25 protein-coding genes and 4 pseudogenes are annotated in these 26,652 nt (G+C 61.0%); 16 read left to right on the top strand and 13 right to left on the bottom strand.

The features are described 5' to 3' along the window. Positions 1 to 332 precede the first annotated feature (332 nt). A complete protein-coding gene (locus AAFG16_RS16685) occupies positions 333 to 1,370 on the bottom strand; it encodes an IS110 family transposase (protein ID WP_271611464.1) in 1,038 nt (345 codons plus the stop codon). A 739-nt stretch (positions 1,371 to 2,109) separates the two neighbouring features. On the opposite strand from AAFG16_RS16685, the pseudogene AAFG16_RS16690 reads away from it, so the two are divergent. The 3 genes and pseudogenes from AAFG16_RS16690 to AAFG16_RS16700 form a co-directional block, all read left to right on the top strand. Beyond that, positions 2,110 to 3,269: pseudogene (locus AAFG16_RS16690) on the top strand (strawberry notch family protein); the annotation flags it as partial. A 158-nt stretch (positions 3,270 to 3,427) separates the two neighbouring features. Further along, a complete protein-coding gene (locus AAFG16_RS16695) occupies positions 3,428 to 4,489 on the top strand; it encodes a toprim domain-containing protein (protein WP_342739847.1) in 1,062 nt (353 codons plus the stop codon). A 342-nt stretch (positions 4,490 to 4,831) separates the two neighbouring features. After that, positions 4,832 to 5,755, top strand: coding sequence for a DUF2493 domain-containing protein (locus AAFG16_RS16700; RefSeq protein ID WP_342739848.1), 924 nt, complete (start codon positions 4,832 to 4,834; stop codon positions 5,753 to 5,755). A gap of 64 nt (positions 5,756 to 5,819) precedes the next feature. Here the strand turns inward: AAFG16_RS16700 and AAFG16_RS16705 are convergent, their stop codons facing one another. After that, on the bottom strand, positions 5,820 to 6,125 hold the full coding sequence (locus AAFG16_RS16705) for a hypothetical protein (protein ID WP_342739849.1): 306 nt from the start codon (positions 6,123 to 6,125) through the stop codon (positions 5,820 to 5,822). A gap of 776 nt (positions 6,126 to 6,901) precedes the next feature. Here AAFG16_RS16705 and AAFG16_RS16710 point away from each other — a divergent pair. Next, positions 6,902 to 7,222, top strand: coding sequence for a DUF736 domain-containing protein (locus AAFG16_RS16710; protein WP_342739850.1), 321 nt, complete (start codon positions 6,902 to 6,904; stop codon positions 7,220 to 7,222). 268 nt (positions 7,223 to 7,490) lie between these two features. On the opposite strand, the gene AAFG16_RS16715 is transcribed toward AAFG16_RS16710, so the two are convergent. The 9 genes and pseudogenes from AAFG16_RS16715 to AAFG16_RS16755 all read right to left on the bottom strand — a co-directional run bounded on the left by AAFG16_RS16715 (position 7,491) and on the right by AAFG16_RS16755 (position 15,561). Then, a complete protein-coding gene (locus AAFG16_RS16715; protein WP_342739851.1) occupies positions 7,491 to 8,132 on the bottom strand; it encodes an HD domain-containing protein in 642 nt (213 codons plus the stop codon). A 184-nt stretch (positions 8,133 to 8,316) separates the two neighbouring features. Then, positions 8,317 to 9,291, bottom strand: a complete 975-nt coding sequence (locus tag AAFG16_RS16720) for a GlxA family transcriptional regulator (RefSeq protein ID WP_283085502.1) — start codon at positions 9,289 to 9,291, stop codon at positions 8,317 to 8,319. 203 nt (positions 9,292 to 9,494) lie between these two features. Then, positions 9,495 to 9,917, bottom strand: coding sequence for a cupin domain-containing protein (locus AAFG16_RS16725; protein WP_342740917.1), 423 nt, complete (start codon positions 9,915 to 9,917; stop codon positions 9,495 to 9,497). A 229-nt stretch (positions 9,918 to 10,146) separates the two neighbouring features. Continuing rightward, positions 10,147 to 10,818 (bottom strand): HD domain-containing protein, encoded by a 672-nt coding sequence (locus tag AAFG16_RS16730; RefSeq protein WP_342739852.1) that lies wholly within the window; start codon positions 10,816 to 10,818, stop codon positions 10,147 to 10,149. Between the two features lie 75 nt (positions 10,819 to 10,893). Then, complete coding sequence (locus AAFG16_RS16735; RefSeq protein WP_342740918.1) at positions 10,894 to 11,829, bottom strand: NADP-dependent oxidoreductase; 936 nt, start codon at positions 11,827 to 11,829, stop codon at positions 10,894 to 10,896. A 407-nt stretch (positions 11,830 to 12,236) separates the two neighbouring features. Continuing rightward, a complete protein-coding gene (locus AAFG16_RS16740; RefSeq protein ID WP_342739853.1) occupies positions 12,237 to 13,154 on the bottom strand; it encodes an NADP-dependent oxidoreductase in 918 nt (305 codons plus the stop codon). A 70-nt stretch (positions 13,155 to 13,224) separates the two neighbouring features. Then, complete coding sequence (locus AAFG16_RS16745; RefSeq protein ID WP_342739854.1) at positions 13,225 to 13,770, bottom strand: carboxymuconolactone decarboxylase family protein; 546 nt, start codon at positions 13,768 to 13,770, stop codon at positions 13,225 to 13,227. A gap of 33 nt (positions 13,771 to 13,803) precedes the next feature. After that, positions 13,804 to 14,485: pseudogene (locus AAFG16_RS16750) on the bottom strand (nitroreductase family protein). A gap of 119 nt (positions 14,486 to 14,604) precedes the next feature. After that, entirely contained in the window at positions 14,605 to 15,561 is a 957-nt protein-coding gene (locus tag AAFG16_RS16755; RefSeq protein ID WP_342739855.1) for an AraC family transcriptional regulator, read from the bottom strand. A gap of 113 nt (positions 15,562 to 15,674) precedes the next feature. Between AAFG16_RS16755 and AAFG16_RS16760 the strand changes: the two genes are divergently transcribed. From AAFG16_RS16760 to AAFG16_RS16775, 4 genes are all read left to right on the top strand, one after another. Beyond that, complete coding sequence (locus tag AAFG16_RS16760) at positions 15,675 to 15,992, top strand: hypothetical protein (RefSeq protein ID WP_342739856.1); 318 nt, start codon at positions 15,675 to 15,677, stop codon at positions 15,990 to 15,992. A 264-nt stretch (positions 15,993 to 16,256) separates the two neighbouring features. Beyond that, positions 16,257 to 17,720 carry an amidase family protein gene (locus AAFG16_RS16765; RefSeq protein ID WP_342739857.1) on the top strand — a complete coding sequence of 488 codons (1,464 nt, stop codon included), beginning with the start codon at positions 16,257 to 16,259 and terminating at the stop codon, positions 17,718 to 17,720. A gap of 87 nt (positions 17,721 to 17,807) precedes the next feature. After that, entirely contained in the window at positions 17,808 to 18,389 is a 582-nt protein-coding gene (locus AAFG16_RS16770; RefSeq protein WP_342739858.1) for a TetR/AcrR family transcriptional regulator, read from the top strand. A gap of 147 nt (positions 18,390 to 18,536) precedes the next feature. Then, positions 18,537 to 19,889, top strand: a complete 1,353-nt coding sequence (locus tag AAFG16_RS16775; protein ID WP_342735506.1) for an IS1182 family transposase — start codon at positions 18,537 to 18,539, stop codon at positions 19,887 to 19,889. Positions 19,890 to 20,035: 146 nt separating this feature from the next. Here the strand turns inward: AAFG16_RS16775 and AAFG16_RS16780 are convergent, their stop codons facing one another. Further along, positions 20,036 to 20,317, bottom strand: coding sequence for a helix-turn-helix transcriptional regulator (locus tag AAFG16_RS16780; RefSeq protein ID WP_342739859.1), 282 nt, complete (start codon positions 20,315 to 20,317; stop codon positions 20,036 to 20,038). Positions 20,318 to 20,416: 99 nt separating this feature from the next. On the opposite strand from AAFG16_RS16780, the gene AAFG16_RS16785 reads away from it, so the two are divergent. The 5 genes from AAFG16_RS16785 (at position 20,417) to AAFG16_RS16805 (ending at position 22,944) form a co-directional block, all read left to right on the top strand. Further along, positions 20,417 to 20,689, top strand: coding sequence for a DUF2285 domain-containing protein (locus AAFG16_RS16785; RefSeq protein WP_342739860.1), 273 nt, complete (start codon positions 20,417 to 20,419; stop codon positions 20,687 to 20,689). Between the two features lie 165 nt (positions 20,690 to 20,854). Next, a complete protein-coding gene (locus AAFG16_RS16790; protein WP_342739861.1) occupies positions 20,855 to 21,049 on the top strand; it encodes a DUF6499 domain-containing protein in 195 nt (64 codons plus the stop codon). A 79-nt stretch (positions 21,050 to 21,128) separates the two neighbouring features. Continuing rightward, the gene (locus tag AAFG16_RS16795) at positions 21,129 to 21,626 is read left to right on the top strand and encodes a DUF2285 domain-containing protein (RefSeq protein WP_342739862.1); all 498 of its coding nucleotides are present in this window, start codon (positions 21,129 to 21,131) and stop codon (positions 21,624 to 21,626) included. A 133-nt stretch (positions 21,627 to 21,759) separates the two neighbouring features. Beyond that, the gene (locus AAFG16_RS16800; RefSeq protein WP_092295092.1) at positions 21,760 to 22,041 is read left to right on the top strand and encodes a helix-turn-helix domain-containing protein; all 282 of its coding nucleotides are present in this window, start codon (positions 21,760 to 21,762) and stop codon (positions 22,039 to 22,041) included. 21 nt (positions 22,042 to 22,062) lie between these two features. Beyond that, positions 22,063 to 22,944: a replication initiator protein A gene (locus tag AAFG16_RS16805; protein ID WP_342740919.1), complete on the top strand. Its 882-nt coding sequence runs from the start codon at positions 22,063 to 22,065 to the stop codon at positions 22,942 to 22,944. 653 nt (positions 22,945 to 23,597) lie between these two features. On the opposite strand, the pseudogene AAFG16_RS16810 reads toward AAFG16_RS16805, so the two are convergent. Then, positions 23,598 to 24,578, bottom strand: a pseudogene (locus tag AAFG16_RS16810) (IS110 family transposase). A gap of 275 nt (positions 24,579 to 24,853) precedes the next feature. Here AAFG16_RS16810 and AAFG16_RS16815 point away from each other — a divergent pair. From AAFG16_RS16815 to AAFG16_RS16825, 3 genes and pseudogenes are all read left to right on the top strand, one after another. Then, positions 24,854 to 25,318 (top strand): DUF2840 domain-containing protein, encoded by a 465-nt coding sequence (locus AAFG16_RS16815; protein ID WP_342738871.1) that lies wholly within the window; start codon positions 24,854 to 24,856, stop codon positions 25,316 to 25,318. Further along, on the top strand, positions 25,315 to 25,755 hold the full coding sequence (locus AAFG16_RS16820) for a S26 family signal peptidase (protein WP_342739863.1): 441 nt from the start codon (positions 25,315 to 25,317) through the stop codon (positions 25,753 to 25,755). The genes AAFG16_RS16815 and AAFG16_RS16820 overlap by 4 nt, the downstream gene beginning before the upstream one ends. A 236-nt stretch (positions 25,756 to 25,991) precedes the next feature. Beyond that, positions 25,992 to 26,353, top strand: a pseudogene (locus AAFG16_RS16825) (lytic transglycosylase domain-containing protein); the annotation flags it as partial. Between the last annotated feature and the right edge of the window lie 299 nt (positions 26,354 to 26,652).

Raw genomic sequence — 26,652 nt, forward strand, 5'->3', positions numbered from 1 at the left:
GCTATCACTGCCCCGTTCCCGGGTGCCCTCTTAACCGGTCTTCTCTAACCGGGGTTGAGAGTCAAGCATCAAATCTCATCCAATTATCGCATTGCCGTTCTGCCTTCTGATCCTACCGTGGTGTCAAGCGATCCGGCGATCGCGCTTCTCTTCGAGGTCGGAATCCCCGCCTCATGATGATGTTCGTGAAGAAGTGGCGGGACCATCTCGGGGACGCAGTCGCGGGGTAATTTGCTCACGCTGCAGACCGGTTATCACCCTCGCCATTCCTCGTCCTGCCGGACTCCTTGACAGCCTCGCGGCCGTGTTCTGTTGATCAGTGCAATCGGGTGTCAGGCTGCCGCTGCGGCCTCTGATTTCTCCCACCGGAAGTCGCTGCCGTCGCACCACATACGGTGCAGGATGACTGATATCTTGCGAGCCACCGCGACCAGCGCATTTTTCATGGAACTTCGCTTGGCGATGCGGATGCCCCATGCCTTTAGCGAACACCACCGTCTTGTGTTGACCATCAATGAATGAGCGGCTTCGAATAGGTGTTCTCGAGCAAAGGCATCGCCGCATCGGGTGATACGCCCGTTGTAGTCGACCTCTCCGGACGCGTATTTGCCTGGGGTCAGTCCAAGATGGACGCCAACGTGCCGGGATTTACGGAAGCGGCCTGGGTCATCGATGGTCGTCTTGAATGCCAATGCTGTCAGGGGGCCAACGCCAGGAACCGTCATGAACCGGCGGCAAGTAGCATCGCTGCGAACCAGGCGCCCAATCAGGCGCGTCAACACGCGTGCTTGTTCGCCGAGTATGCGCCGAGCTTCCAGCAATGGAACCACGAGGGCCTGTAAATCTCCGTCATCCAAGATAAGCTCGCGTACACGCTCTTCAAAGCGGCTTTGGCCGATAAGACCCACTTTGAATCCGAAGGTTCGAAGTGCCGCCCGAATATGATTGTTGAGGTCGCGTTGCTTGTCGAGCAGGCACCGGCGACTGCCCATCAGAGCTCGGAGCTTTTGGCTGCCTTCAGATTTGATGTGAACCGCCTTAAACCACCCTGTTCGCATCATTTGCGCAAGCGCACGAGCATCGTTGCGGTCCGTCTTGACAGTTTGAGCTTGCATCACGCTCTTTGCGTGCCGGGTCTCAACACAAATGACGGGTAATCCGCCTTCCGAAAGCCCCTTGTGCAGCCAGGAGGAACATTGGCCGGCTTCTAGCCCAATGCGCTGCAAAGCGAAGCGGGTGTTTCTTAGCCAAGAAATTAGCGCCTCGGGTTCGGTATCCGTCACTCCTTCCCGGACGATATTTCCATCTCGATCAACGATGCAGATCGCGGTGCGCTTCAAAGACACGTCGAGTCCAGCGAAGTAATTCATCAGGATCTCCAGCTCATCTTGTTGGGCGATTCGATCGGCGTATTATGCGCCCGAGTGGTCGGTGCCCGGTTACTTCATCTCGTCGCTGCACTCGGTCCCGCGTGCCGCCTTCGGCATCGCTATGCTCACGCTCCTGCGGGTGCCATTTTGCGTTGAGGCGATGCGCCTTTGGCGCACGCCTGGTCGGGCCTGCGGTCCTAAAGCACCTCAAGGCCAAGTCCCGACGAATCGAAGACGGCGCGCGTCGCAGATTCTGCGTTCTGTCGTTTGTGTGCGTGCGGCGCTCTCGCAAATCACGCGGCGTCGACTAGCCCTGAAGAGGCTGAGAGTAAGAGCTTCGGCAGGGTTTTGCCGCAACGGGTTACAGGTTCCGAGAGAGGCTCGCGGCGCCCGTCGCGGAGACCCGCGATGTCCAGACACTATCTTCGGACGCGCACCGGCCAGGACCGGACAAGCCTTGACGACGAAATCACCAACAGGATCGTCGCTGAACTGATGACGGCCGAGTGCCGTGGCTGCAGCCCTGGGCACCGCCGCGGTGAAGACGTCGTTGAGTGACACAGAGCGGGATCGCTCCGGCCGTCCCGCAGTTGCTCGGGGAGCGGTGTGTAACGCCGGTCCCTATTTTTATGAGCGAGCGCCGAGAGGGAGAGGGGGGCCGGGAAGGTTTGAATCGCCCTGCTCTTAAGGAGAGCGCCGCGCGGTTCGACCGGTTCCTGCTCTCCCGAGATATCCTGTCATGACCGAATCTCTCGCGTGCGGCGCCGCCGCCGCGCCGCTTTCGATGCGTGCCGCTGCAAGTCTCACCTCTGCTGCCGTCAGGGCCGCCCGACAGCTTTTGACCGATCTCGAACACGGCTGCCGCATCGATGCCGCCGTCCTGCGTGGCGCCATGGAAGCTGCATTTGGTGCCTCCGACGCGGCAGGCGGCTGGAATTGGAAGACCACCTATGACCTGTGCGAGGCGGCAACCGTTCTCTTTCTTCGCAAGTTCGGCCCAGCCATGCGCGCCAAGGCAGGCTCGAAGGCCGCCATGCTGCCGATGCTCGCGAGAATCGCAAACTGTCTGCCGGCGCATACGCGGCGTTCCGAGGTCAGCCTGGGGTTTCAGCAATTCTCGACGCCGATCTCGCTTGGACTGGCCGCATGCACCGCAGCTGGTATTACGACTGCCGACCGCGTTCTGGAACCTTCCGCGGGGACCGGGTTACTCGCCATCTTAGCCGAGCGCGCCGGCGGCTCTCTGGTATTGAACGAGTTGGTCGAAAAACGCGGTGCGTTGCTGGATCATTTGTTTGTCAACGTCGAGGTTACGCGGTTGGACGCCGCGCAGATCATTGATCACCTGGACGCGAGCGTTGTGCCGAGCGTCGTTCTGATGAACCCGCCGTTCTCCGCGGCGGCGAATGCGCAGCGCGACTGGTCCGCGCTCGGAATGGAGCGGTTGCCGTCACACCTCTGCGGTTTCGCCAGGGCACCGCGATCCGGCTTTCGGAAGGCATCCCATTTACCACCTATGCCACGCTACGGACCGATGAGCGTGGCGAAAAGCTTTCGCGTGGCAAGCAGATCGTTGAATGGTTGGGCTCGGACTTCGACGGAATGATCGTCGTCGACGAGGGCCACGCCATACAGAATGCGGTCGGAGGCAGGGGCGAGCGCGGCGACCAGGCGGCCTCTCAGCAGGGGCGTGCGGGCCTGAGGCTTCAGCACGCCTTGCCGAATGCACGCGTGGTTTATGTGTGGGCGACCGGGGCCACCACGGTTCATGACCTCGCTTATGCCCAACGCGTCGGCCTTTGGGGCGGCGCCGACTTCCCGTTCGCCACACGCGTCGAGCTCGTCGAAGCGATCGAGCAGGGCGGCGTCGCGGCCATGGAGGTGCTGGCGCCCGACCTCACGATGCCCGACCGTCACCGGCCTTACGGCCTCTTTGGGGAGATCATCTCCTGGAAGCTGCGCATGTTCGTGCCCACGGACGCCGGCGGCGTCGAGACCCTTTCGAAGGTGCTCGACACGCATCCGGTAGCGCGCACCAGTGCGCGGGAGGCCGCGTGATGTCCCCCGTGCCTTGCGAACTGGCACGCCGCCTCGCGCGCGAGGCCGAGGCAGTGTGCCGATACTATCTCTCCAATGGCAAGCGGGCGGGGCGGTACTGGGTGGTCGGCGACGTCCGCAACACGCCGGGCCGCTCGATGTTCGTGCGGCTCCAGGAATCACCGAAGAGCCCCGCCGGCAAGTGGACTGACGCTGCGACCGGGGAGCATGGCGACCTCCTTGACATCATCCGCGAATGCCGGGGTTTGCGCGACTTCAGCGAAGCAGCCGAGGAAGCGAGGCGGTTTCTGAAGCTGCCTCGTCCTGAGCTGCAGCTAGCCTCGAAACCCGTTCGTTCGACGACGCCGAGTCGATCTAAGCAAGCCGCCCGTCGGCTCTTTGCGATATCGAGCCCGATCGAGGGGACCGTGGTCGAAACGTATTTGCGGCGTCGCGGAATAGCCCGCGTCCACCATGGTGGCAGCCTGCGCTTCCACCCTCGTTGCTTCTATCGACCGGATGAGCATCTACCGACCGAAACCTGGCCGGCGATGATAGCCTCCGTCACAGACCTCCATAGACGGATCACCGGCGTACACCGCACCTGGCTCGATCCAGACGGCTTTGATCGCGTGCGGCTCGGCAAGGCTCCGATCGAGACGCCACGACGCGCCATGGGCAACTTGCTCGGCAACGCCGTCCGTTTCGGCGTGGTCGACGACGTGCTTGCTGCCGGCGAGGGGATCGAGACCATGCTGTCGCTGCGCTACGCGCTGCCGACGTTGCCAATGGCCGCTGTGCTTTCGGCTAATCACCTCGCAGCCATGTTGCTGCCATCTGGTCTGCGTCGGCTCTATATCGCCCGCGATAACGATGCTGCCGGAGATGCCGTACAGGCGATTCTCACCCAGCGAGCGGAAGCCGTCGGCATTGAAGCGATCGCACTGTCGCCTCGGCTGGGCGACTTCAACGAAGATCTCCACACCTTCGGGATCGATGCCCTCCGAGCACGCTTGCGGCTTCAACTCGTACCGGAGGATGTCGTCCGTTTCCTGCATTCTCCGGTAGTCGGCGCGGAATAGCCGGGGCGCTTCGATCGGTCTCAGAGATCGGTCGCGGCGAGGCCAATGCCGGGCGAGACGCGACCACGGCCTTCTAGAGGGCGATCGGACGGCAAGCGGCTCGGGCCGGCAATGGCTGCGACCGGCTATTTTCCGCCGCGCGCCGGCAATGAGAGGACACATTATCTATATCTATCTGACCGGCGCGCTTTGCATCGCGAAGCAAAATAGCCGGCCTCCGCCATCCTCCGCTGCGCTTCGGCCCTCCGCTCTGCTCCGGGTTCTGGCCCGTTCCGCCTGCCGTCTGAGTGATCGCCACGAAGGCCGCGATGGTCGCGGCCGAGCCGGCAAAGGATCGCCTCCATGACCGACCACGATGACATCGAACCGCCGCACGCCGCATCTGCGACCCAACACGTTCTTACCGAATTACAGCTCTTCGGTTACCGCCCCTTCGACGACCAGCCAGATCCACGGCCGCTTCCCGAGGGCAGGATCATTGCCGGTGCCGTCGCTGACATCTTCGATGCCCTGGTAGCCACGTTGAGCGACACGCGGCTCGAGCCGGACCTCGACGATCTTCTCTGGTCGACTGTCAACCTATTCCATCGTGCCGTCGACCGCATCGGTCGCCAACTCGACGACAACGAACAGGCGCAACAGAAGAGTCAGCGCGAGCAGGACGGCTCCGAAGTTCGATCAGTCGAACTCGAACGCGTGACGGCGGAAGGCATCACACTGATTGAGCGCCGCAATTGCCTGGAACTCTTCCGCGACCAGGCCGTCGAACGCTTCGAGACTTACACCGGTTCATTCTGGCGCCCCCGATCGGGATCGTTGGTGAACCACCGCACGCTGACCGCAGCGATGATCGACTCCCGCGACTTCATTGCGGCCAAGCGCCGCGCCGAGACCGAGGTCATGTTGCCGGCTGGTCCGAAGATCGCGTTTACCGGCGGGCTCGATTTCAACGACCACAACCTCATCTGGGACCGCCTCGACAAGGTTCACGCCAAGCATCCTGACATGGTCCTGCTGCACGGCGGCTCCCCGAAGGGAGCCGAACTGATCGCCTCCAAATGGGCGGCGACCCGCAAGGTGCCTCAAGTCGCTTTCAAGCCAGACTGGACGAAACATGCCAAGGCAGCGCCGTTCAAGCGCAACGACGCCATACTTGAACTCCTGCTGACCGGCGTCATGCACTTCCCGGGCACGGGAATCCAGGACAACCTCGCCGACAAGGCGAAGCGTCTCGGCATTCCCGTATGGAGGTTCGGCGGAGCGTGAGCGCCGTTTGCTCACTAATAAAACAAGGTGGAGTTGCACGCCGCAACTCCGCCTCGTTTCGATATTACGGCCGAAGTTGCGCCGCGGTGGTGGTGGAAGGCGCGACCGTTATATCTTTGCACATGGAGCCACCACCATGATCGCCCTTGGGCTTGTTCTCAACACACTCGGCATCGGATTGTTCTGCTGGGCGATCTTCGCGCTCGCAGTGTATGCCCTGCCGTTTTTCGTCGCACCGAGTATCGGGATGACGGCGTTTCAGAGCGGTGCCGGCCTCATCGGCGCGCTGCTTCGGAACGGTCGGCGGCGCGTTGACGCTCGTCCTCGGCCAGGTCGCCGTCGCTATTACCCGGTCCTTGGCCTTGCGCATCGCGATCGCGACGGCATTCGCTGTTCCCGCCGCCGCCGGCTATCACATCGTGTTCGCCCTGTCCCACATCGGGGTGCCTTCGCTGGCTTGGCGTGAGGTCTTCGCTTGCCTGGGCGCGGTTTGCATTGGCGTTACGTCATGGACGCGCTTGATGGTTTTGGCCGATGCCCGCCCGTTGAAGCCGGTTGGGGTGTGGAGAACCCGTCCTAAGCAGTTCTTACGGCCGCATAGGCCGAGCGATTTCCCGCCTTCATCGAACAGGTGCGTAGATCGGCGCCGTTAACGGGAGATGATCGAAACCTGAGCGCGGGAAAGGCAGTTCTCCTCGGAACTCCTCAATCAAGCTGCTGGCATTCGGTCCGGCCCACCCAGCCGGGGCAGAGCGATGTTACCTCGATCGGTTCTGGGGAGACGATACCGCCTTTTGCAGTAGATTGTTTCTCTTTCCCCGCTGAATCGTTCCGGCCTCTTGTTCATCAAATCCGAGACAGCCACGCTTCTCCTGAAATCGTGGTTCAGCACGCGGACGCACGTGGCCTCGTTGATGGCTTGATCTGGCCGAAGACCGGCTTCGCCTCGATCGTCTGAGCCGCAACGCCGTTGATGCGACTTTCTTCCCCTGGGCTTCGCTCATTCCTCGCGAGACAAGAAAGTCGCCACAACGGCGTCCTCCGCTGCGCTCCGGCCCGTGCGGGTGCGTCGCCGATCGTCCTCGGCCCTAGATCGCCATCGAGGCCGCGGTGGTCGCGGGCTTGAAACACAACAGGAGAAGTGACATGGCTAACATCGGTTCTTTCAAGAAGGTCGGTAACGAATTCCAGGGCGAGATCGCGACCCTGAGCCTGAAGGCCAAGGGCGTCCGCATCGTCGCCGAGACCAACCGATCCAACGACAACGCTCCCAGCCACCGCATCTATGTGGGTCGAGCGGAGATCGGCGCGGCCTGGTCGAAGCGCTCAGAGGAAGGCCGCGACTATCTCTCGCTCAAGCTCGATGATCCTTCGTTCAACGCGCCGATCTACGCCAACCTGTTCGACGACGAAGGCGGTGAAGGCTACACCCTGCTCTGGTCGCGGCCGCGCAAGACCGGCGAGTAAGAGCGCTCAATTAAGCCCCCCCGACCAAATCGGGCGGGGCTTCTTGAAAGCCTACCCGCAGCGTAACGCCATTCGCTGCCGCCTGCTGCGAAACTGCGCTGTGTCTGTCCGAGGTCCGCTCATGGCGACAGAGCGGACCAGATTTGCTCAATCTGAGTTTTTCACATTGTAACCCTTAGCAGAACTGGCAGTATCGCTAGATGTCCGCTTTGCGCCGAGGCCGTCGACTCAAGATCTGCGCGTTCAGCGAACAGGGAGCAACGAGGGCTCAGTGCGGCCACGCTGAGCCAAGGATGATCGAGCAGAAGTTCTGACGGGCATAGTTCATGTCCTTCAGCGCAAGGACGTCGGCCTTCACGTTTCCGAACGTCGTCAGCGGCTTCTTGATGATGCCGCTAGCGAAGTGATCTATGATGTTTTCCTTGAAGTTCGGCTCGCGCGGATGATGGACGCAGACTTGGTGGCGCTGTTCATGCGTGAAGTCGGGATAGGCGATGCCGAGCACGTCCATCTCCACACCAGCGGTCACCAGCGCGATGGTCGGGCGCATATGCTCGGGGATTCCGGGCGTGGTGTGGAGCGCGATGGCAGTCCAGACATCCTCGACGTCACGCTCGGGCACGCCGTAGCTTTTCATGAAATTGCGGGCGGCATTGGCGCCGTCGACCTCGAAGCGCAGATCGGGGCTCGAGTATTTCTCGGTGAGGCCCATGTCGTGGAACATGGCGCCGAGGTAAAGCAGCTCCGGGTCGTATTTCAGCCCGCGGCGCTCGCCGGTAAGCGCGCCCCACAGGAAGACACGGCGACTATGGTTGTAGAGCAGGTCGTCTTCGGTATCGCGCACGAGCTGCGTGGCGGCGCGCGCGATGGCGCTGTCGGGCACGCGAATGCCGGCGATGATTTCGGACATGGAGCAATCTCCTTGGTTGGATAACGGCTGGTTGCTTGTCGGGATTAGGCAACAGAGCTCTGCTCCGGACAACAAGCGGGAGGCTACAGATCAGGACAGCCGTCCGTCGTTTTCTGACAAAGGGCAGCCGCTCGGAGCTCAGGGCAGTAAGAGACCGCAGTTTCGTCCTCGGATAGCTCGCGAACTATTCCGGTTCTGCTCGCCGGAAGCTGGCGCGGTATTGGACAGGGGTCACGCCGAGACGAGTGCTGAAGACAATCCTCATCCGATCCGCAGATCCGAAGCCGCAATCGAAGGCAATGGCCTTCAGCGGCCGCTCGCTTGCTTCGAGCATCATGCGCGCGGCATCAATACGGGCGCGCTCGATGAATTCGTGCGGTGTGGTCCCGGTCACCTGCCCAAAATGCCGAGCCAGATTCCGGGGGCTCATGCCGACCACAGCGGCAAGCGACTCCAACGTGTGGCGCTCCCCAATATTGGCCATGACATGGTCCTGGATGCGTGCGATTGGCGATTCCGGATCGGCAGGTGCCGTGAGATACGGACTGAACTGCGACTGTCCGCCCTGACGCTGGGCAACGACAACCAGCCGCTTGGCGACCTTGAGCGCCGTTTCCGCGCCGTGCCGCTGCCCGACGAGCGCCAAGCCCAAATCTATCCCCGCAGTCACACCAGCCGCGGTGATCAACCGTCCATCACGGACATAGATCAGATCCGGTTCGACTTTTGCCTTCGGAAACCTGGCCGCCAGCGCCCGTGCATCCTGCCAATGGGTCGTGACTCGCCGATCGTCTAGGAGGCCGGCATAGCCGAGCACAAAAGCCCCTGTGCAGATCGATCCATAGATGCTCGATCGCCACGGCAGCTCCTTGACCCACTCAAGCAGGCAGTGTTCCGGTTCCGCGTCCGGTGGCGTTGGGGTGCCGGCCACCAGAACAATGTCGAAACCGCCCGCGGCCTCCTCGAAGGTCATGTCGGCCACCATACGTATGCCATTCGACGCGCGCAGCGGATTGCGGTGAGCAGCAACCAAAGCGGTTTCGTAGCGGTCAGCGCTGCCGAGAAACGTGTTTGCCTCGCTGAACACGTCCATCGGCCCTACCACATCTAGCGCCTGGACCCCCTCACAGACGACGATCGCGACGGCTTGTACCGGCACCTGCTACTGCCTCTCCACTCTGGTGCCCTATTATGCAGGTAGTCCGGACCCTGCAAAAGGCCAGGCGTACTCCGGGAGGCAACAGAACGAACATTCAACCAGGCGCTATGGACTTCTATTGGTCGATCTTGCTCTCCACCAGCCAACCCGGCCCTTGTAACTCGAAAAATACCGTCAAGGCGACAGGCGAATTTGGCTCGCCATTATTGTCGTCCCGGCTCCTTGTCTGGCGTGGTCAGGGGGACGTCCTTGGAATCGACAACGAAGACTGCCAGTAAGCTGGCGGGCTCCTTGTCGCTCGCGTTCTCACTGATCCTGTGATGTGAACCGGTCATTTCGTAAAAGCTTTCGCCTGCGTGATAGATCTTCGCGGGTTCGTCGCTGACTTGACTGCGGACGGCCCCGGATAGCACATAGGCGTAGATAAAAGCTGTCGCTGCATGGTGATGAGCGAGCGATTTGGCTCCGGGAGGATAAGTCACCGTCACAGCAACCAGCCTCTTTCCTTCTACATTCGGCAGTGCATGCGCGAAGGCGACTTTCACCTGCTCCCGGTCCTCTGCGAACGCCGGCGAGGCTCCTAGGGCGATCGCTGCTGCTATCAGCGGGAGGGCGGCCGTTCGCAGTGCTCTTCTCGCTGCTTTTGCCGCCATGTTTGATATGGCACCAATTCGATTCGCAAATCCACTGATCGACATCATCGCACCTCCTCTTCTAACGACTTCACGCAATTGCTTGAAACCAGGACGCAGAGCCGAACCGGTGGTCATGGTGAAGCTTCCGATGAGAAGCCATCCCGGCTGCCATCAGCTTTGGCCTGATGTGCTGCCGCTGAGCAGCACCGACAACAGAGCTCTAGTCATGATGGTGAGCCTTGTGCTGGGAATCCGGGAAGGGCGAAGCAGCGATCAGGTCGCAAGCGTTGGGACTCTTGAACCCCGGGATGAAACGTTCGCAAACGGCGGCGTTGACGGTGCCATACGTGGTCGCTGGCTTGTGCGCAAAACCGGCGAAATACTCCTGGATGAAGCCTTCTTTGAAGTTTGTGCGCGGGTACTTGGCGACAATTTCCTCGCGCAGCTCCGCTGGGAACTGATCGAACCCCACTCCTATGACATCAAGAAGCACACCGGAGTTCAGGAGCGCCACTTCGGGCCCCATATGCTTCGGGATGCCGGGTGTGGTATGCAACGCAATAGCTTCCCAGACGATCTGCACCTGATCTTCAGCGATGTTGTGAGTGCTAAGAAACTGCCGTGCGGCATTTGCGCCATCGACCTCGAAGCGCTCGTCTGGACTCGAGAACTTCTTGATCAGGCCGAGATCGTGAAATGCGGCGGCCACGTACAAAAGCTCACGGTCGAAGCGCAGATTCCTCTGACGCCCCTGCTCAGTCGCGAACAAGAAGACGCGGATCGAGTGATTAAATAGCAGATCGGTGGAATGTTCGCGCAGGATGTCCGTCGCCTCTTTCGCGAGCAAGGAATCGGGAATGACGAGGGCCTGAGCGAGATTTCGGGGGGTCATTGTTGCGTCCTTCCAAGAATTACTGTGGGGTTTGGCTGCGCATTGCGCGCGAGCGCAACTACGCAATTGCGCTGATTAACTCGCTCCGACGTCGAGCACGATCTTTCCTTTCGGCTGAGGCCGCACGCGTTCCAACATCAAATGAGCCTCGCGCGCATCCGCGAGAGCTAAGACTGCCCCCACGTTTGTTCGTAGTATTCCACCATCGATGAAGCCAGCGATCTTGGTCAGATATTCGCTCGTGACGTTGACCAGAAAGAAGGCGGCTTCAACACCGTAGCGCTTTGCAAGATCCTGGTCCGGGCGGGACACTGCCGAGATCAGCTTGCCGCCGCGACGAAGGACCTGGAATGAGCGCTCTTGAGTTTCACGGCCGACTAAATCAATAACAGCATCCGCGTCCCGTACTTCTTTCTCAAAGTGCTGAGTGCGGTAATCAATAACGGTGTCTGCGCCGAGGTCGCGCACAGCGGAAATATCCCCCGTCGATACGGTTGCAACGGTTTGCACACCTGCCTGACGAGCCAGTTGAACGGCATAGGATCCCACGTTACCGGCCGCGCCGTGAATGACCACCGTCTGACCTGCTTTGAGTTGGGCGTGATCAAACAGCGCCTGCCATGCGGTGATGGCAACGACAGGAACGGAGGCGGCTTCAACGTGGGTTAGCGAGGTTGGCTTAGTTGAAACCATCCCAGCGGAAGCCACAGCGTGCTCGGCGTAGGCCCCGACAAACTGCGGGTTCGTAACACCATAAACCTGATTTCCCACAGCCAAGCCGGCAACGTCAGGGCCGATGGCGACGATTTCGCCGGACAGATCCGAACCCAGAGTGAGCGGAAGCGGTTGCGGCAAAGCGCTCTTCCCAGCTCTGATCCAGCCGTCCCACGGTCCGACCCCGGCGGCTTTGACTTTGACCAGGACCTCGCCAGGGCCGGGCTCGGGCCGCGGGATGCGCTCCAACTTCATGATCTCTGGTGACCCGAACTCGTGAACGCGCCAGGCCATCATTGTTGAAACAGTTTGCTCTTCCCTGGCATCAGGAATGAAGCTGCGCGTATCCATTTGAGGCTCCTTGAACTCAGCTCGTCATAATCGCCGTTCACCTTATGGAGACTTCTCGGCCCCATCCCCGAATCAAAGCAGCCAAGGTCAGGTTCGCCATCGCGACACTCGCGACGGCTTCATCACGCCGATTCCAGGCGCCATTCGGGGCGCGGGCTTCTTGACTGTGCTCGCTTCGGGAAAGTGCCAGGGGTCGCATGGATCGTTCTCCAGGCATAACGGCCTTATCCGTATTTGGCCACCGAGCTCTGGTCTAGGCAACGAACCCGATCCTACGGATCAGGACAGCCGCACGTCGTTTCCTGACAAGACAACCTCGCTCGAAGGGCTGAGCCCTCTTTCTGCCCAGGCTCTTATGAGCGGACCTGAATGATCGGCTTGCCCTGGCGTCGCTGAGCCGAGTTGAAGCTGGCGATAGCGTCGTCTAGGGAGGAGACCTTTCCGATGTTCGTCCGCAGTCTTCCGTCCCGCACCCTCTGGACGATCTCGCTTAATTGGCCACGATCGGCCTCCACGACGAAGTCGATGGCCAAACCGTCCAGCGGCCGAGCCTCCGCCGGGCCGACGACGCTCACCAGTGTGCCTCCGGCTCTAACGAGGGCTGCAGACTGTTTCTGGATGTGGCCGCCGATGACGTCAAATGCGAGATCCACCCCACCAACGTCTTTGAGCGCATCGTTCTCCAGGTCGACGAATTCATTCGCGCCGAAGTCGAGCGCCTTCTGCCGGTCGGCCGCACGTCCTGTTCCGATGACATAGGCACCAACCTCTCGTGCGAGTTGAACGACCATAGAACCGACCGCACCAGCCGCGCCATGCGCGAGCACGCTCTGGCCTGCCTGCAGACGGCCGTGCTGGAAAAGTCCTTGCCATGCAGTGAGGCCCGAGATCGGCAGACTCGCGCCCACCTTGAAATCGACGTCACCCGGCAAGGGAGCCAGATTGCGCGCTTCGATAGCAATATATTCGGCGAGCGAGCCGTCGCGATACCAGTCGGCAAGGCCGAATACGCGCTGCCCCACCGACAGTCCCGTCGTGCCGTAGCCAAGAGTGGTAACAATGCCGGAAAACTCGTGTCCAGGGATCGACGGAGTTCTGTCCTGTTCGCGGCGATCGGTCCACGTCGAGGGCCACTCCAATTCCGTCGGAACGAACCCCGATGCGTGAACCTCTACGATCACGTCGTTTATCGCTGGTTGCGGTTCGAGCCGTTCCACCAGCTTCATCCCCCCAAATCCGGCAGCCTGGTCCGTCACAACAATCGCTTTCATCGTCGACTCCTTTACCTGTGGTGTTTTTCAGACTCCGAACTTCCCGATCTGCGAACCGAGAGGACCGTGCTCAGATCGAGCCGGCCGGTGCCACCGCGGGGAAGTCCTTGTCGGGATGGAACACGTTGTTGAAGAAGTTCGTCAGCGAGTACATGGCCACAAGCGCGACGATCTCCATGATGTTCGCATCCGTGTAGCCCGCATCGCGGACGGCTTGCAGATCGGCGTCCGTGACATGGCCACGGCTCTCGATGATCTTGCGTGCAAACTGAACCGCGGGATCCCGCTTTGGATCCCTGGCATGACCCTTTCGGGCGAGAACAATGTCCTCGGCCGGCAGCTTGGCCATGCGCTGCGCCGTGAAGCTGTGTACCGTCAGGCAGTAGTCGCAGCCGTTGACTTCGGAGACGGCAAGGCCGATGCTGTCGCGCGTCTTGACGTCGAGCGCCTTGCTCAAGGAGCTGAGCAGAGCGGCCCATGCGTTGAACGCGATCGGGCTTTGCGCGAAGGTCGCCATCATGTTTGGCGTGAACCCGATGTTCCCAGTGAACATATCGAGGGTCGGTTTCGAAGCAGCCGGAACGTGTTCCGGCTTCAGAGCAGCAGCTCTGGCCATGATATTTCCTTGAATGATTGGCTTCGGGGTTGGTTATGCGAAGTGCAGCACATCGGCCACGGGCAGGCGCGGCTTCTGCGGCCAGTTGCCGGGCCGCTCCGGCCCGACGGTCAACAGCATCACCGGGATTTCGTCTTCGGCCAGGCTGAACTCTCTGTGCACGGCCTCTGCATCGAAACCGATCATCGGTGTCGACCCTAGGCCTAGCGAGCGGGCCGCATAGATAATAGCTGCCGCGCCGAAGCTCGCGGAGCGCACGGCCTCGTCGCGCATGGCGCTGTGGATGATCGTCGTACAGGCCGCGAGCAGGCCCCTCCCATTCCGGCACCAGATGTGCCGGCATGATTCCGGCTTCCACGACTGGGGCCAGGCGCTCAGGCACGGTACTGGCATCAGCCAATTGGCCGATGATGATGAAAGTCACGGCTGCTTCGGTGATTGCGGGCTGATTCCAGGCGATCGGAAGCAGCCGCGCCTTCGCTTCGCTTGAGCGCACGGCGATAAAGCGCCAGTTCTGCAGATGGAAGGATGTCGGCGCTGAAGTACCGATCCGCACCAGATCACGGATCTGATCATCGCTTAAGGTGGCGGTCGAGTCATAGTACTTCGCAGCACTGCGGCTCAGAATGGTTTCGATGACGGCGTTGGTCGGAAGCGGCCCCGCGAACCAGCGGGAGGTTTCGCGGTGGGAAGCGGTTGTAGCAGTGTCGTGCATTGGGTAACTCCCTCATCAAGTGACAACGGAGCCCCAACCTACTGATGGAGTTGATAATTTCGAGCCTCTATTTGGTCAAAATGATGCTCGAAAGGATCATTATGTCGCATCTCTGTAGCCTACTCGCCGTTCTGCGCCAGTCGGCGCCATTCCCCTGGCGTCATCCCCATCCTCTCCGCAAACACACGCCGGAATGCCGAAACGGATTGATAGCCGACCGCTTCAGCCACAGCTTCCGTGCTAATCGTTGGCTTCTTAAGCTCGTTGGCGGCCATGCTCATGCGAAGATCGGTCAACAGGTCGAGGGCGGAGCGGCCCAACTTGTCCTGAAACTGGCGCATGAATGTCGCGCGTGACATGCCGCATAGATCGGCCAGATCGGGAAGCTTCCAAGGTCGCGCCGGATCCGCGAACATCGCCGCAATGGCCGCTGCCAATCTCGGATTGCCGGCAAGGGCCAACAAGCCTTCGGTGGATTTGCCGGCTTCGCTCGCGGCGCGGAGAACCAGAGTGAACAGGACCGAAGAAAGCGCGTTCAGAATGGCGCGTCCTCCCGCTCTGTCACCAGCGGATTCCATTCGCATCAGGCCGACCAGTCCGGAAAGTTGACTCGATGCCGACGCGATGTCCGCTTCTTTATGTTTTTCCATAGCCCGCACGACCAGGTTTGCCGGCAGGTAGTTGCGGATCAATCGATCATGGGGCGGCACGACAAAAAACCGTCCGCACAGCAGATCGAGTTGCTCACCCGGTGCATCGTTCTCGCTCAACATCCATCCTGCGGAGCCCCTGGTTTGGCGCGTGCTGATCGGCGTTTCGCCGCTGCCGTCGTGCAGCATATGCGACGAACCGTGCGGGAGCAGCACGATATCCCCGCTCCCAAGCTCCTGCACTGTTCTCGAATCCGGGTCCTCGAAAATGGCCCGGCCCTTGACGATGACATGGTAGGGAATCTCGTTGGCCGCCGCTTTGGGCCAGATAATACGCCATGGTGCGCCGTACGCGCAGCGGACCTCGAGTTGGCCGGTAACGGTGATGATCTGCAGGAGATGACTCAGCCAGTCGACTTGAGACATAAGACCTCGAGAACGTGAATCGCCGACGCAGCATATCAATATAGCGCCGACTTCGGCGAAAGGCTTGGCGTTCCACCCTGCTTGATCGCGGCGATGAAGGCCGGGAAGCTCACTTGCTGATTGCCTCCATATCGGCGGTGAGTTCAGTCAGCATCAATGCTCACTTTGAATTGGGGGCTCGGGACTTGCGCAGGAGGTCCTGCGCCGTATTGCATGACGACCAGATCTTATCTCAACAGCAGCTTCCCCCGATGTCCAAAGCGCTGCTTGAACTCGCCTATCGGCTGACCTTGGACGGCCTCGATCTAGCTGTCAGCGGCTATCCGTTTTGCCGGATGGTGCCGATGCGAGTGATCGATATTTGTGGGCGCGGCACCAAAAAGAGGAAGTCGGCTCATCGCCCGGGCCTGACCCTAGCTCAAAGCGCCTAGAGGTCTGCTTCCGGTAGGTGACCTGAACTGTGCGATGTGAGCGGGCCAAGGCAGCTTTTGACCCAAGCGGAAGTCACTGTTGAAAGCAATAGTGCCCGCAACCCATCTGTCCGCCGGCACCTCACACCTCACGCTCATGTGTCCGGCGAGGAAGACATTTCCATTGAAGTACGATCGTAATTTAATATTATGGCCGTAATGGCATTGCTGAGCCGCCGTTAAGCGGCAGCGGGTGCCACCAAGCAGCTACTCTGCGAGGCTTTCATGGACGACACGACCACAGCTTCACCCCGCATCGCATCGCGAGAAACCACAGATGTCGAATCACTTGGGCTCGCAACAGCTGCAGCAGCGGTTCGCAACGGCGACATCACTTCGGAGTCTTACACCGCGGCGCTATTACAGCGCGCCCGAGCGCTTGCCGAGCTGAACGCCTTCATCACCATCGACGAGGCCGCGGTTCTGGCGGCCGCAAGGAACGCGGACAAATCGCGTGCGGCTGGATTGGCGGCTCCGCTACTTGGCGTGCCGCTCGGGGTGAAAGACAGTTATTTGACGAAAGGGCTGCCTACCAGCCTGGGCGTCGAAGGCCTCGCTCATTTCGTGCCGCGCGAGGATGCCGATGCTGTCCGGGCCATTAAGGGTGCGGGCGCTTTGGTCTTTGGCAAGAACAACCTCGTCGAGATGTCGTACGGCTTGACCGGTCACAACGCACGTTACGGTCAGGTGAAGAATCCGCACGCACCAGATCGCGTGTCGGGCGGGTCCTCGAGCGGCTCAGCCGCGTCCGTGGCCGCCGGCCTCGTTCCCGCGTCCTTGGGCGGTGACACCGTTGGGTCGATCCGAGTGCCAGCATCGTTCTGTGGCGTCGTGGGCTTCAAGCCAACCACTGGACGTTGGCCACGCGACGGCGTTGCGCCGATCTCCCATACGCTCGACACGACGGGTGTATTCGCCCGAATGGTTGAGGACTGCATTCTGTTGGATCAGGTCATGACTGATGAACTGGCTGCGGCGTCCACCGACAGCGGCGGCCTGAAGGGAGCGAGGCTGGCCTTTGCGCCGCGACAGTTCTTGGATCTGGTGGACTCGGAAATCGAGACCCGCTTCCGCGAGGTGGTTCGGCGGCTGCAGGACGCTGGTGCCGAGATCGTTGAAGTAGACTTCGGCGACGATTTCAATGCCCTCGTCCAGACCGCGACGTGGGGCATCTTCGCTCATGAGACGATGGCCGCAATCTCGGAATTTCTTCGCCGCCATGACATTCCGACTACCTTCGAGGCCATTTACGAGGGCCTTAAGCCCCAACTTCGGCAGGCGTGGGGGCACATAGTACTACCGGGTGGTGCAGGCGCTACCTCGGCAGAAGCCTATCACATGGCGCTCGATGTAAGCCGGCCGGAAATCAAGCGTCGGCTCGACAGGGCGTTCGTCTCTCATGGGGCGCTGGTCATTCTGCAACCCACCACGCCCTGCACAGCGCCTTTGATCGAGGAGCAGGCGACCGTCAATATAGCAGGGCGGGAAGTCAGCTACCTCGCTTTGGCGAACCACACCGTGTCGGCAAGCAGCGTAGGGCTGCCCGGTATCAGCCTGCCCGTTGGCTTGTCTCGCACGGGGCTGCCGATTGGGCTGGAACTGGATGCCCCATCGGGGAGCGACCGGAGGCTTCTAAGCCTTGCCCGCGGCATCGAAGGCATTTTGGGCGACAAATGGAGTGCGATCTAACGTCGGGGTCGCTTCGCGTGGAGAAGGGGCCCCGTTGGAAGAGACCGCAGCCTAACGGCTGCAGGATATTGGTGAACTGGGGAAAAGATGCGTTTCGAGAAAGGTCATAAGGCCGCGACGCGACGGCACATCATCGATGTGGCGTCGAAGTGCATGCGCCGAGACGGTATCTCCGCCGCTGGCATCGCCGGGATCATGGGCGAGGCTGGCCTGACCAAGGGCGCATTCTCTCCGCACTTCGAGTCCAAAGAGGCGCTCGTTCGCGAGGCGCTGGCGAGCGCGCTCAGCGACCAGCAGCATCGCCTCGATGAGGATTACCGGAGGGGCCTGGACCTTGAGGGCGCTGTTCGGAGATACCTGAACCGCGCCCACCTCCAAGACCCGACGGGCGGGTGCCCCTCGGCGGCATTGCTCCCCGAAATCGCCCGACAGCCCCTATCCACCAGGAAAGACTACGAGGAGGGGCTGCGAAGCTATGTTGCGACATTGGCCGCGCTGCTTCCTGACGCAGATGCAGAAGCGAGCCGCCGCCGCGCGACCGCCATCTTCGGCCTCATGGTGGGCACCCTTCAGTTAGCACGGGCTATGCCCAATGCTACGCAGGCAGAACAGATCTTGGAAGGCGGCGTTGAGGCCGCCTTGCACTTGGCAAGATTTGCATTTTCCTAGACTAGGAGGCCGGTAGAGGTTCAGCATGCAGATCGTCATCCGCTAAGAATCCGAGGTCGACTTCTGGCCGATTGTGTTGAAAAAGGCCGCTGTTGCGACGCAGAGGGATCAGTGATTCAGTCTGTCTAATTGGCAGGACTGAAGATCATGATGGGGCATCGGCAAGTCGAACAGGCTGCGTTGTTCTATGAGTTTTCGCTCGATAGGCATATTCCCGCCGACCACTTGCTCCGGTCGATCGATAGATTTGTCGACCTTGAACAGGTCAGGCAGGACCTGGCACCTTTCTACAGCAGTATCGGTCGACCTTCGATCGATCCCGAGCTGATGATCCGGATGCTGCTGATCGGTTACTGCTTCGGCATTCGATCGGAGCGGCGCTTATGCGATGAGGTTCACCTCAATTTGGCCTATCGGTGGTTCTGTCGGCTCGGTCTGGATGGCGCGGTGCCGGATCACTCGACATTCTCTAAGAACAGGCATGGCCGCTTCCGGCAGAGCGACCTCTTCCGTCGCGTATTCGAGAGCGTGTTGGGCCGCTGCATCGAGGAGCGACTGGTCGGCGGAGAAGGATTTGCCGTTGACGCGAGCCTGATCAAGGCCGATGCCAATCGGCAGAAGGGGATCGAAGGCGACAAGGGGCTTCCACCGGAGGCTGCCGGCCGAGCGATCGATGAGTATCTGGCTGTCCTCGATGATGCCGCTTTCGGAGCGGCGACTGAGGTCACGCCGAAGTTCGTGTCACCCTCCGATCCAGCGGCGCGCTGGACCGGGGCGCACGGTGGCCAAGCCTTCTTCGCCTACTCAACGAACTACCTGATCGACGTCGAGAACGCGATCATCGTCGATGTCGAGGCGACGACGGCAATCCGGCAGGCGGAGGTGTTGGCCGCCAAACGCATGATTGAGCGCTCGCTCGAACGGTTCGATCTCTATCCGAACCGGCTCCTCGGTGACAGCGGCTACGGCTCGGCCGAGATGCTTGCCTGGCTGGTCTATGAGCACGGCATCGAGCCGCACGTTACAGTCTTCGACAAGTCCGCCCGCACAGACGGGATCTTCTCGCGCGATGACTTCACCTATGACCATGCCGGGGACCTCTACCGTTGTCCCAGCGGTAAAGTTCTTACCACGACCGGAACGCTGGTGAATGATGGCGCCACCATGCTTTACCTCGCCAGCAAGTATGATTGTGATCGCTGCGCATTGAAGTCCCGGTGTTGCCCTAAGCAGCCTTCACGGAGGGTGCCGCGCTCGATCTACGAGGGCGCTCGCGACATGGCGCGCCAGATCGCAAGATCATTGGAGGGCCGCACTTCGCGTCGGCTCCGCAAGAAGATCGAGATGCTGTTCGCGCACCTCAAGCGCATTCTCAAGCTCGATCGCCTGCGACTAAGAGGCCCGAACGGCGCGCGTGACGAGTTCACCCTCGCAGCCACCGCTCAGAACCTTCGCAAGATGGCCAAGCTGATCCCGATGCAAATCCCCAGGCCCGCTTAGCGGGGGGACCAACCGCTAAGCCGCTTCGGAGCTGGCGCCAATACATCGGACTACTGCAGACTTTTTCAACGAAATCGGCCCTTCTGCGACTTCGTGAGCAGACATCAGGCGGCCAGCCACTTAATGAGTATACAGCCGTGCAGCGACTACTTGCTCTTAGGGCTGGGACGAATCCGTTTGCGGCCCTTGGCTAATGGCTTTGGCGTGGCGGCTCCCTTGGGCGGTTCAAGAAAGAATTCTGAGAGCCGAACACCTAGCGTTTCGGCCACTCGCTCGAGCAGATCAATGGTTGGATTCTCGGTTTGTCGCTCCAAGCCGCTCATATACGAACGATCAATCCCAGCATCATATGCCAATTGCTCTTGCGGAATACCGCGAGCGACGCGGATTCGGCGGACGTTCCAAGCCACAAGCGCACGAGCTTTCATGCGCAAAAGCAGCCATCGTGTAGACCATCAAACCACTGGCTATAACCGATCTATTCAGATACTTTGATCCTGGGTTTCCATCGAATAACACGCATAGATATGAATGGGCCGCCATTAGATCCTGACGTCGCGGATGTCGCGCCGAACGAGCCGGCGCTGACGGCCTACGACGAAGAGCATGTCGTCACGTACGTTCGCCTTCTGCAGGCCGAGGGTGAGGGGGCGGACTGGCGCGAAGCGGCTCGAGTAGTTTTGCATATGGATCCCGAGCGAGAGCCTGACCGTGCACTGCGCGCATATCAGAGTCATCTGGCGCGCGCGAAATGGGTGACGGAGCAGGGGCGACTCTTGCGCGGCGCCGACACAAAATAGAAGAAAATCGCCTGTTGGCGACTTGCAGGCAGAACTATTTTCTTTTGCTGATGGGTGGTCATTCCGGTGCACCACGTGGTGCCAAACTAGGGGCTTCCTACAACCGCCTCGTTCATACCTATTGCGCCGCAATCGTTGTTAGCAGCGTGCAATGGGGCGGAAGCAATGCCTGAATTCGACTGGCGGTCGCCGGATTCCTACAAGAGCCTACAAGACGCCGAAATCACCGACATCGCCTGGGAATGTCTCCGCCGCAATGCCGACTATCGGCGTGAGTACGAGGTGATGATTGCCAACAGTCCGAACGGCGACGTGACTGACGAATTCAGGAGGAAATGGGGTATCTGCTTTCGCTCATGACCCGCAGAGGTCCTTCGACGAGCAGACGATCTTTTGGGCGCCTGAGGTTTTAGCGGCGGTCGTTCCGGTCAAGGTCGCAGTGGCCGACGACGGCGGGGCGTCGTATCAGCCACTGCTCGACCTTACAGCAGGTGAGGTGCGCCGCGCTGTCGACGGCTGGCACGCCGTGCTGCGCATCGGTGCTGTAAATCACCGTGTTTGGTCCAAAGAGCCGCCGGTGCTCGGCGCGTCATATGCAGCCGAACTGCCGTTTGATGGCGATTTCGGCGCGCGTGCCTATGCAGCGCGGCGGCTGTGGCGCGCGATGAATGGACGCGCGCCAGGTCCGGCCTTTCACCAGTTATCCAAACAGCGGCGCGAGCGCCTGAGCGCTGCGATCCGCGCGCTCGATGTGCATAGCGCCGGCGGCAGTTATCGCGTTATCGCCGAAGCGCTATTCGGCAAAACGCGCATCCCCGATCGCGCCTGGAAGACACATGATCTGCGCAATCGAACGATCCGCCTGGTGCAAGGCGGCCTTTCGTTGATGCGCGGTGGTTACCGCAAACTCCTGCGGCCCGGACGCAAGGACGAGTAGTGCGGTCCCCGGGGAGTGCCGAAAATTGCCCCCTCGAACTTCGGCATCCCCCTCCGATACCGCGCTTCTCCATGATGACCGCACACACGCCAGCACCGCCATCCGTGGTGCGCTGTCCTCCTGGAGTCCTCAAATGCCCGATCCGATGGCCGGTCTCCCCCCGCGCTTCCTGCGTACACCTGAGGCCGCGCGCTATCTTGGCCTGTCCGGTCGTACGCTCGAGAAGCATCGCACGTACGGCACTGGACCGACGTATCGGAAAATCGGCGGACGTGTCGTCTACGCCGTCGATGACCTGAAAGCGTGGGCCGACCGCGGCGCCAAGACGTCAACGTCCGACCCTGGGAAGGGGACCGTGCTGCCGGCCAAGAAGCACCCGGTGCTGCGCCCGTATGCGGGCCAGGAACGTCGCTGATTGCCGCGTGAGAGCATTGCCATGCGGCGCAAACATCATTCCGAGTGCGACCAGCTTGAGCTCTTTCGGGCGCTTCCTGGTGATCTTGCGCCCCGCGACGCGCAGGATTTGATGGCTTATCCGTTCTTCTCGCTCGCAAAAACAAAGCGGATCGTGCCGATCGATTTCCGTGCCGGAGCGATCGCAATTCGTGTCGAAGCCGTGCCGGAACACGGCATGGCGACGATCTGGGATGCGGACGTTCTGATCTGGGCTGCGTCCCAGATCGTCGAAGCCCGTGACGCAGGCTTGAAGACCTCGCGTCTGATGGCCGCAACGCCTTACGAGATTTTGACGTTCGTGGGCCGCGGCACCAGCGCGCGTGATTACGACCGGCTGAAGGCGGGTCTCGACAGACTTCAGTCAACGACCGTGCTGACTTTGATCCGCCAGCCTGCAGAGCGGCGACGGCATCGCTTCTCCTGGATCAACGAGTGGAAGGAGACTGCCGATGCAAATGGTCGCCCATTTGGGATCGAGCTGATTCTGCCGGATTGGTTCTACGCTGGCGTCATCGATGATGCGCTCGTGCTCACGATCGATCGCGCCTATTTCGATCTGACGGGTGGGCTTGAGCGCTGGCTTTACCGCCTTGTGCGCAAGCATGGCGGTCGGCAGGACGGTGGCTGGAGTTTTGATCTTGTACACATTCATGCGAAGTCTGGCATCCTCTCGCCGCTCAAGCACTTCGCTTACGACGTCCGCCAGATCGTCCAGCGCCAGACATTGCCCGACTATCAGCTCGTGCTCACGCGCGACCCTGATGGCACCGAGCGGCTGAACTTCGCACCTAAGCCTGTTGATCCCTTAACGGCACGCCTGCGCCGGCGCGGTCTCATTCCAAATTCGGAGGACAACCTGTGAATCAGCTCGTGCTATCGAGGACCACAACCCTCGCGCTATGGGGGACCCGATCCTCGTGCTATCGGGGACTGGAACCGAGCTTAAGGGCTTGTTTCTCCGCGCTTTCCCGCCGCTCTGACTTTACTAACATACTGACACTAACTTCTTGTTGTGAATCAGTGCGTTGTGAACAAGTCGGCCGCGCGCGTAACGAGGATGCCTCATGCGACGACTCTCTCACGCGCAAGGCTTCGCTGCGATGCGATTCTTGCCGCCAACGCGCGCGCGCCAACGCGATCGCGCGCAAGTCTGCGCGATCACCAGCACCGGCATCACCGCATTACGTTCGTCGCTTTCCCTTGCGGCCACTCGCTCGTCGAGGAGAACTCGCTAACATCCGTGGTTGGCACGACGGCCACCACAAGCCGGAATCTGAGGAATGGGCGGTCAGGCTAACCAGCGCCGTGCTTGATGGCTTCAATTGTCTGCATGAAGCCGCCGGCAAGAAAAGTTGCGATCTCACCCAAATCCCCGTCTCCTCGGGAGACGCTGCTCCGCCGTGGAGGAAGGAAAAGGCGCGCGTGGAAGCGGCCGGGTCGCGGAGGCCCTTACATCGCCGCAGCCACCCGGCCGCGCTTGCCGTCGGCGCCAAACCGGAACGTCGTGCCATCGATTCAGATCTTGTGCAGCAGCACGGCGAGTGCGCGTGCGACGGCTGTTGCTGCGCGCTTCAGACCATTCTTCCTGGACAGCCGCAGGCCCCCCAGCCGCAACTTAAAGTTCTTCGGGATGCGCGTGAGGATCGCGATCGCTGCCTCGTACAGCATCGCCCGCGTCAGCTCATCACCGCATTTGGAGATGCTGCCGATCCGGTCGGTCTCGCCGGATTGGTCGCGCTGCGGCGTCAGTCCGAAATGAGCGCCAACGTTGGTCGACCTTTTGAACCGCGCCGGATCACGACGGTGGCGCGGAACGTCAGCGCCACGAGCGCGCCAACGCCGGGCACCGTCATCATCCGCCGCATCGCGGCATCGCCCCGGGCCGCCGCCAGCGCCAGGCGCTGCAGTTTGGCCAATTGCAGCCGCATCGCGGCTCGGGCGTCCAGCAGCGGCATGACGATGGCTTCCAATCCCTTCTCTCCGGCCAGAATCTCGCGCACCCGCGCGTCAAATCGCCCCACCGAGATCTCTCCGACTTTGAGGCCGAAAGGTCGCGACAGGCCGCGAATCATGTTCTCCATGTCCAGCACCCTGCCGAACATCGCTTTGCGCCCGACCAACAGCGCGCGCAGCGTTTCCGCGCCTTCCGATTTGACATGGACGGCACGGAACCAGCCGGTCCGCATCATCTGCGCGATGCCCTTGGCGTCGTTGCGGTCGGTCTTGCTCAGCATCGCGTTCAGCGCTGCCTTGGCATGCCGGGTCTCAATGCAGATCACGGGGAGACCTTCTTCGGCCAGCGCCGTGAACAGCCAGGTTCTGTACGAGAACGCTTCCAGCCCGAAGCTTGAGGTGGATGCCCCATTCTGCCAGGAACAGCTCGATCGCGTCCGGATCAGTCTCGAGCTTTGCCTCCCGGGCGACCTTGCCGTCCCCATGCACCACGCAAACGTTCGTCGCCTCCAACGACACGTCGAGCCCTGCATAGAAGTCCATCGTTCGCCTCCACCGCCGACCGCCGGACCGCACCGCGCGTTCCGTTCGCGAATCGTTGCAAGGCATCATCGCCGCATCGCGGCCGGCGAGGGGGCACCAGTCAGTACCCCGGCTAATCGGAAATCCTTCGGATTTCTTCTAACGAAGCAAGCCGAAAGCTGCGTTGGCGTGCGGCAACGACAGTCCGACAGTCTAGCCTGCCTTTGCAGGCCATACACACTCTCCACCGAGCCTAAGCTCGCGGCCGCCAGCTCCAGCGTCGGGGAGCCGGTGGCATGAGTGATCTCACGGAAGTGGAAGTGTTGTGGCTTGAGAAGCGCATCGAAAACCGAATTCGGTTCGGTCGTATTGTCAAGGAACGGAAGCTTGATCGCCATCGGCGCGTCCTGTCATTTGCACCCGGCAGCATCTTTGCCTTCGTCCGATGGACATCCAGCGACTTTGGGACAATCATTTCGCGGATCGACATCTTGCGCGCGGTCGCGCCGGGACAGCGCTGCTCGACCGTCCCTTATGTGACTCCCGGCGGAGAGATTCTGCTGCGTCTTTCCGGCTGGCCGAAGGTCGAGCGAGCGTTGCAGATGACCGATGCCGTTGAGGCGCTCGGCATCGATCCCGCCGATGTCGCGCCTGATCATTGGCATCACGTTCATAACCGCCTGTCCGTCAACGAAAACCCGCGCCCCTACACGAAAGCGCGCCATCAGGCTTGGCTCCATCGTCAAAGGGTGATGCGATGACGGGCCGCCTAATGATGCTGGCCGTGACGGTTGGGATCGCTACCGCGCTCATCACGACGATCGTCCCGGAGCCGCTTCCGCTTTACATCTGGAACGCATCCGGGAGCGTGCCGATCGGTCTATACCGCCTCCGACCAGCGGCCCAATTCCAGGTCACTGAATTGGTCGCCGTGCAGCCGCCGGAGCCGCTCGCGACCTTCCTCGACCTTAGCGGCTATTTGCCCATTGGCGTCCCTATGCTGAAGCGCGTGCTCGCCCTTCCGGGGCAGATTGTTTGCAGAACCGGCCTTACGATTTCGGTCGATGGCGTCGCGGTGGGCGAGCTGTTTCTGATGAACTGGCAGTCAGACGACTCTCTTGATGGCCGGTACTTTGGATTTCTTCCGGCATCTAGCGTGATCGGCCGTGCGATGCCGGTGTGGACGTGGGAGGAGTGATCGTGCGTATTCGACGTGTTCTCCTGGCCATTCCCTTGTTCAATCCATTGCGGGATCATTCCTCCCGTCTCGATCGATGTCTGCAAGGCTGGCGCGAGCCCGGTGTACTTGGATCGGTTGGGCACGCGCGTTTGTGCTGTCGTGCCCTGATGCTTCTTCTGACCGCGTTCGACAGCGCTACTTTGGCCCAGAGCGGATCAGCCGCCGAGCCGGCGATCAGTCAGACAGCTCACTCATTTGCCGGCTTCATCAAGGAAGCCTCACAACGCTTTGCGATTGCGCCGAACTGGATCCGGTCAGTCCAGCGCATCGAGAGTGCTGGTGACGTGCACGCCAGATCGCCAAAAGGCGCAATGGGCCTGATGCAAACCATGCCGGCGACTTGGGCGGAACTTCGCGAGCGCTACAACCTCGGGAGCGACCCCTACGACCCGCACGACAACATTCTGGCCGGCACGGCTTACTTGCGCGAACTGCTCGATCGGTATGGCTCGCCTGGCGTGTTTGCCGCGTACAACGCGGGACCATTCGCTATGAAGAGCATCTCGCGGGAGGAGACGAGACGCGAGCATACGTCGCAAAGCTTGCAAATCTGCTTGCCATCGAACTGCCGCCGAGGTGGACGTCCAGCGGACAGTCATCAGCAGATGCGACGCTATTTGTCATGCGATCCGATCTCATGAAAACGCGCGATCGGTCGCTTGCGCTCATGCCATCGGGCGGAGTCACGAGGGCAACCTCGGCGCCCGATGTTTCGCCCATGCTCCCTCGGCCTATTGCCGTGTTCGTCCACCTGATGAAGAGCATGCGACGGCCGAAGTGCTGAACGCGAAGGAACGCATCGGCCCGCCTGGTGAATGCCGCTCGCAAGCGCGATGGTGGGCACGTTTGCGCCTT

Origin of the sequence: Bradyrhizobium sp. B117, from assembly GCF_038969555.1 — a bacterium.
Classification (GTDB): domain Bacteria; phylum Pseudomonadota; class Alphaproteobacteria; order Rhizobiales; family Xanthobacteraceae; genus Bradyrhizobium.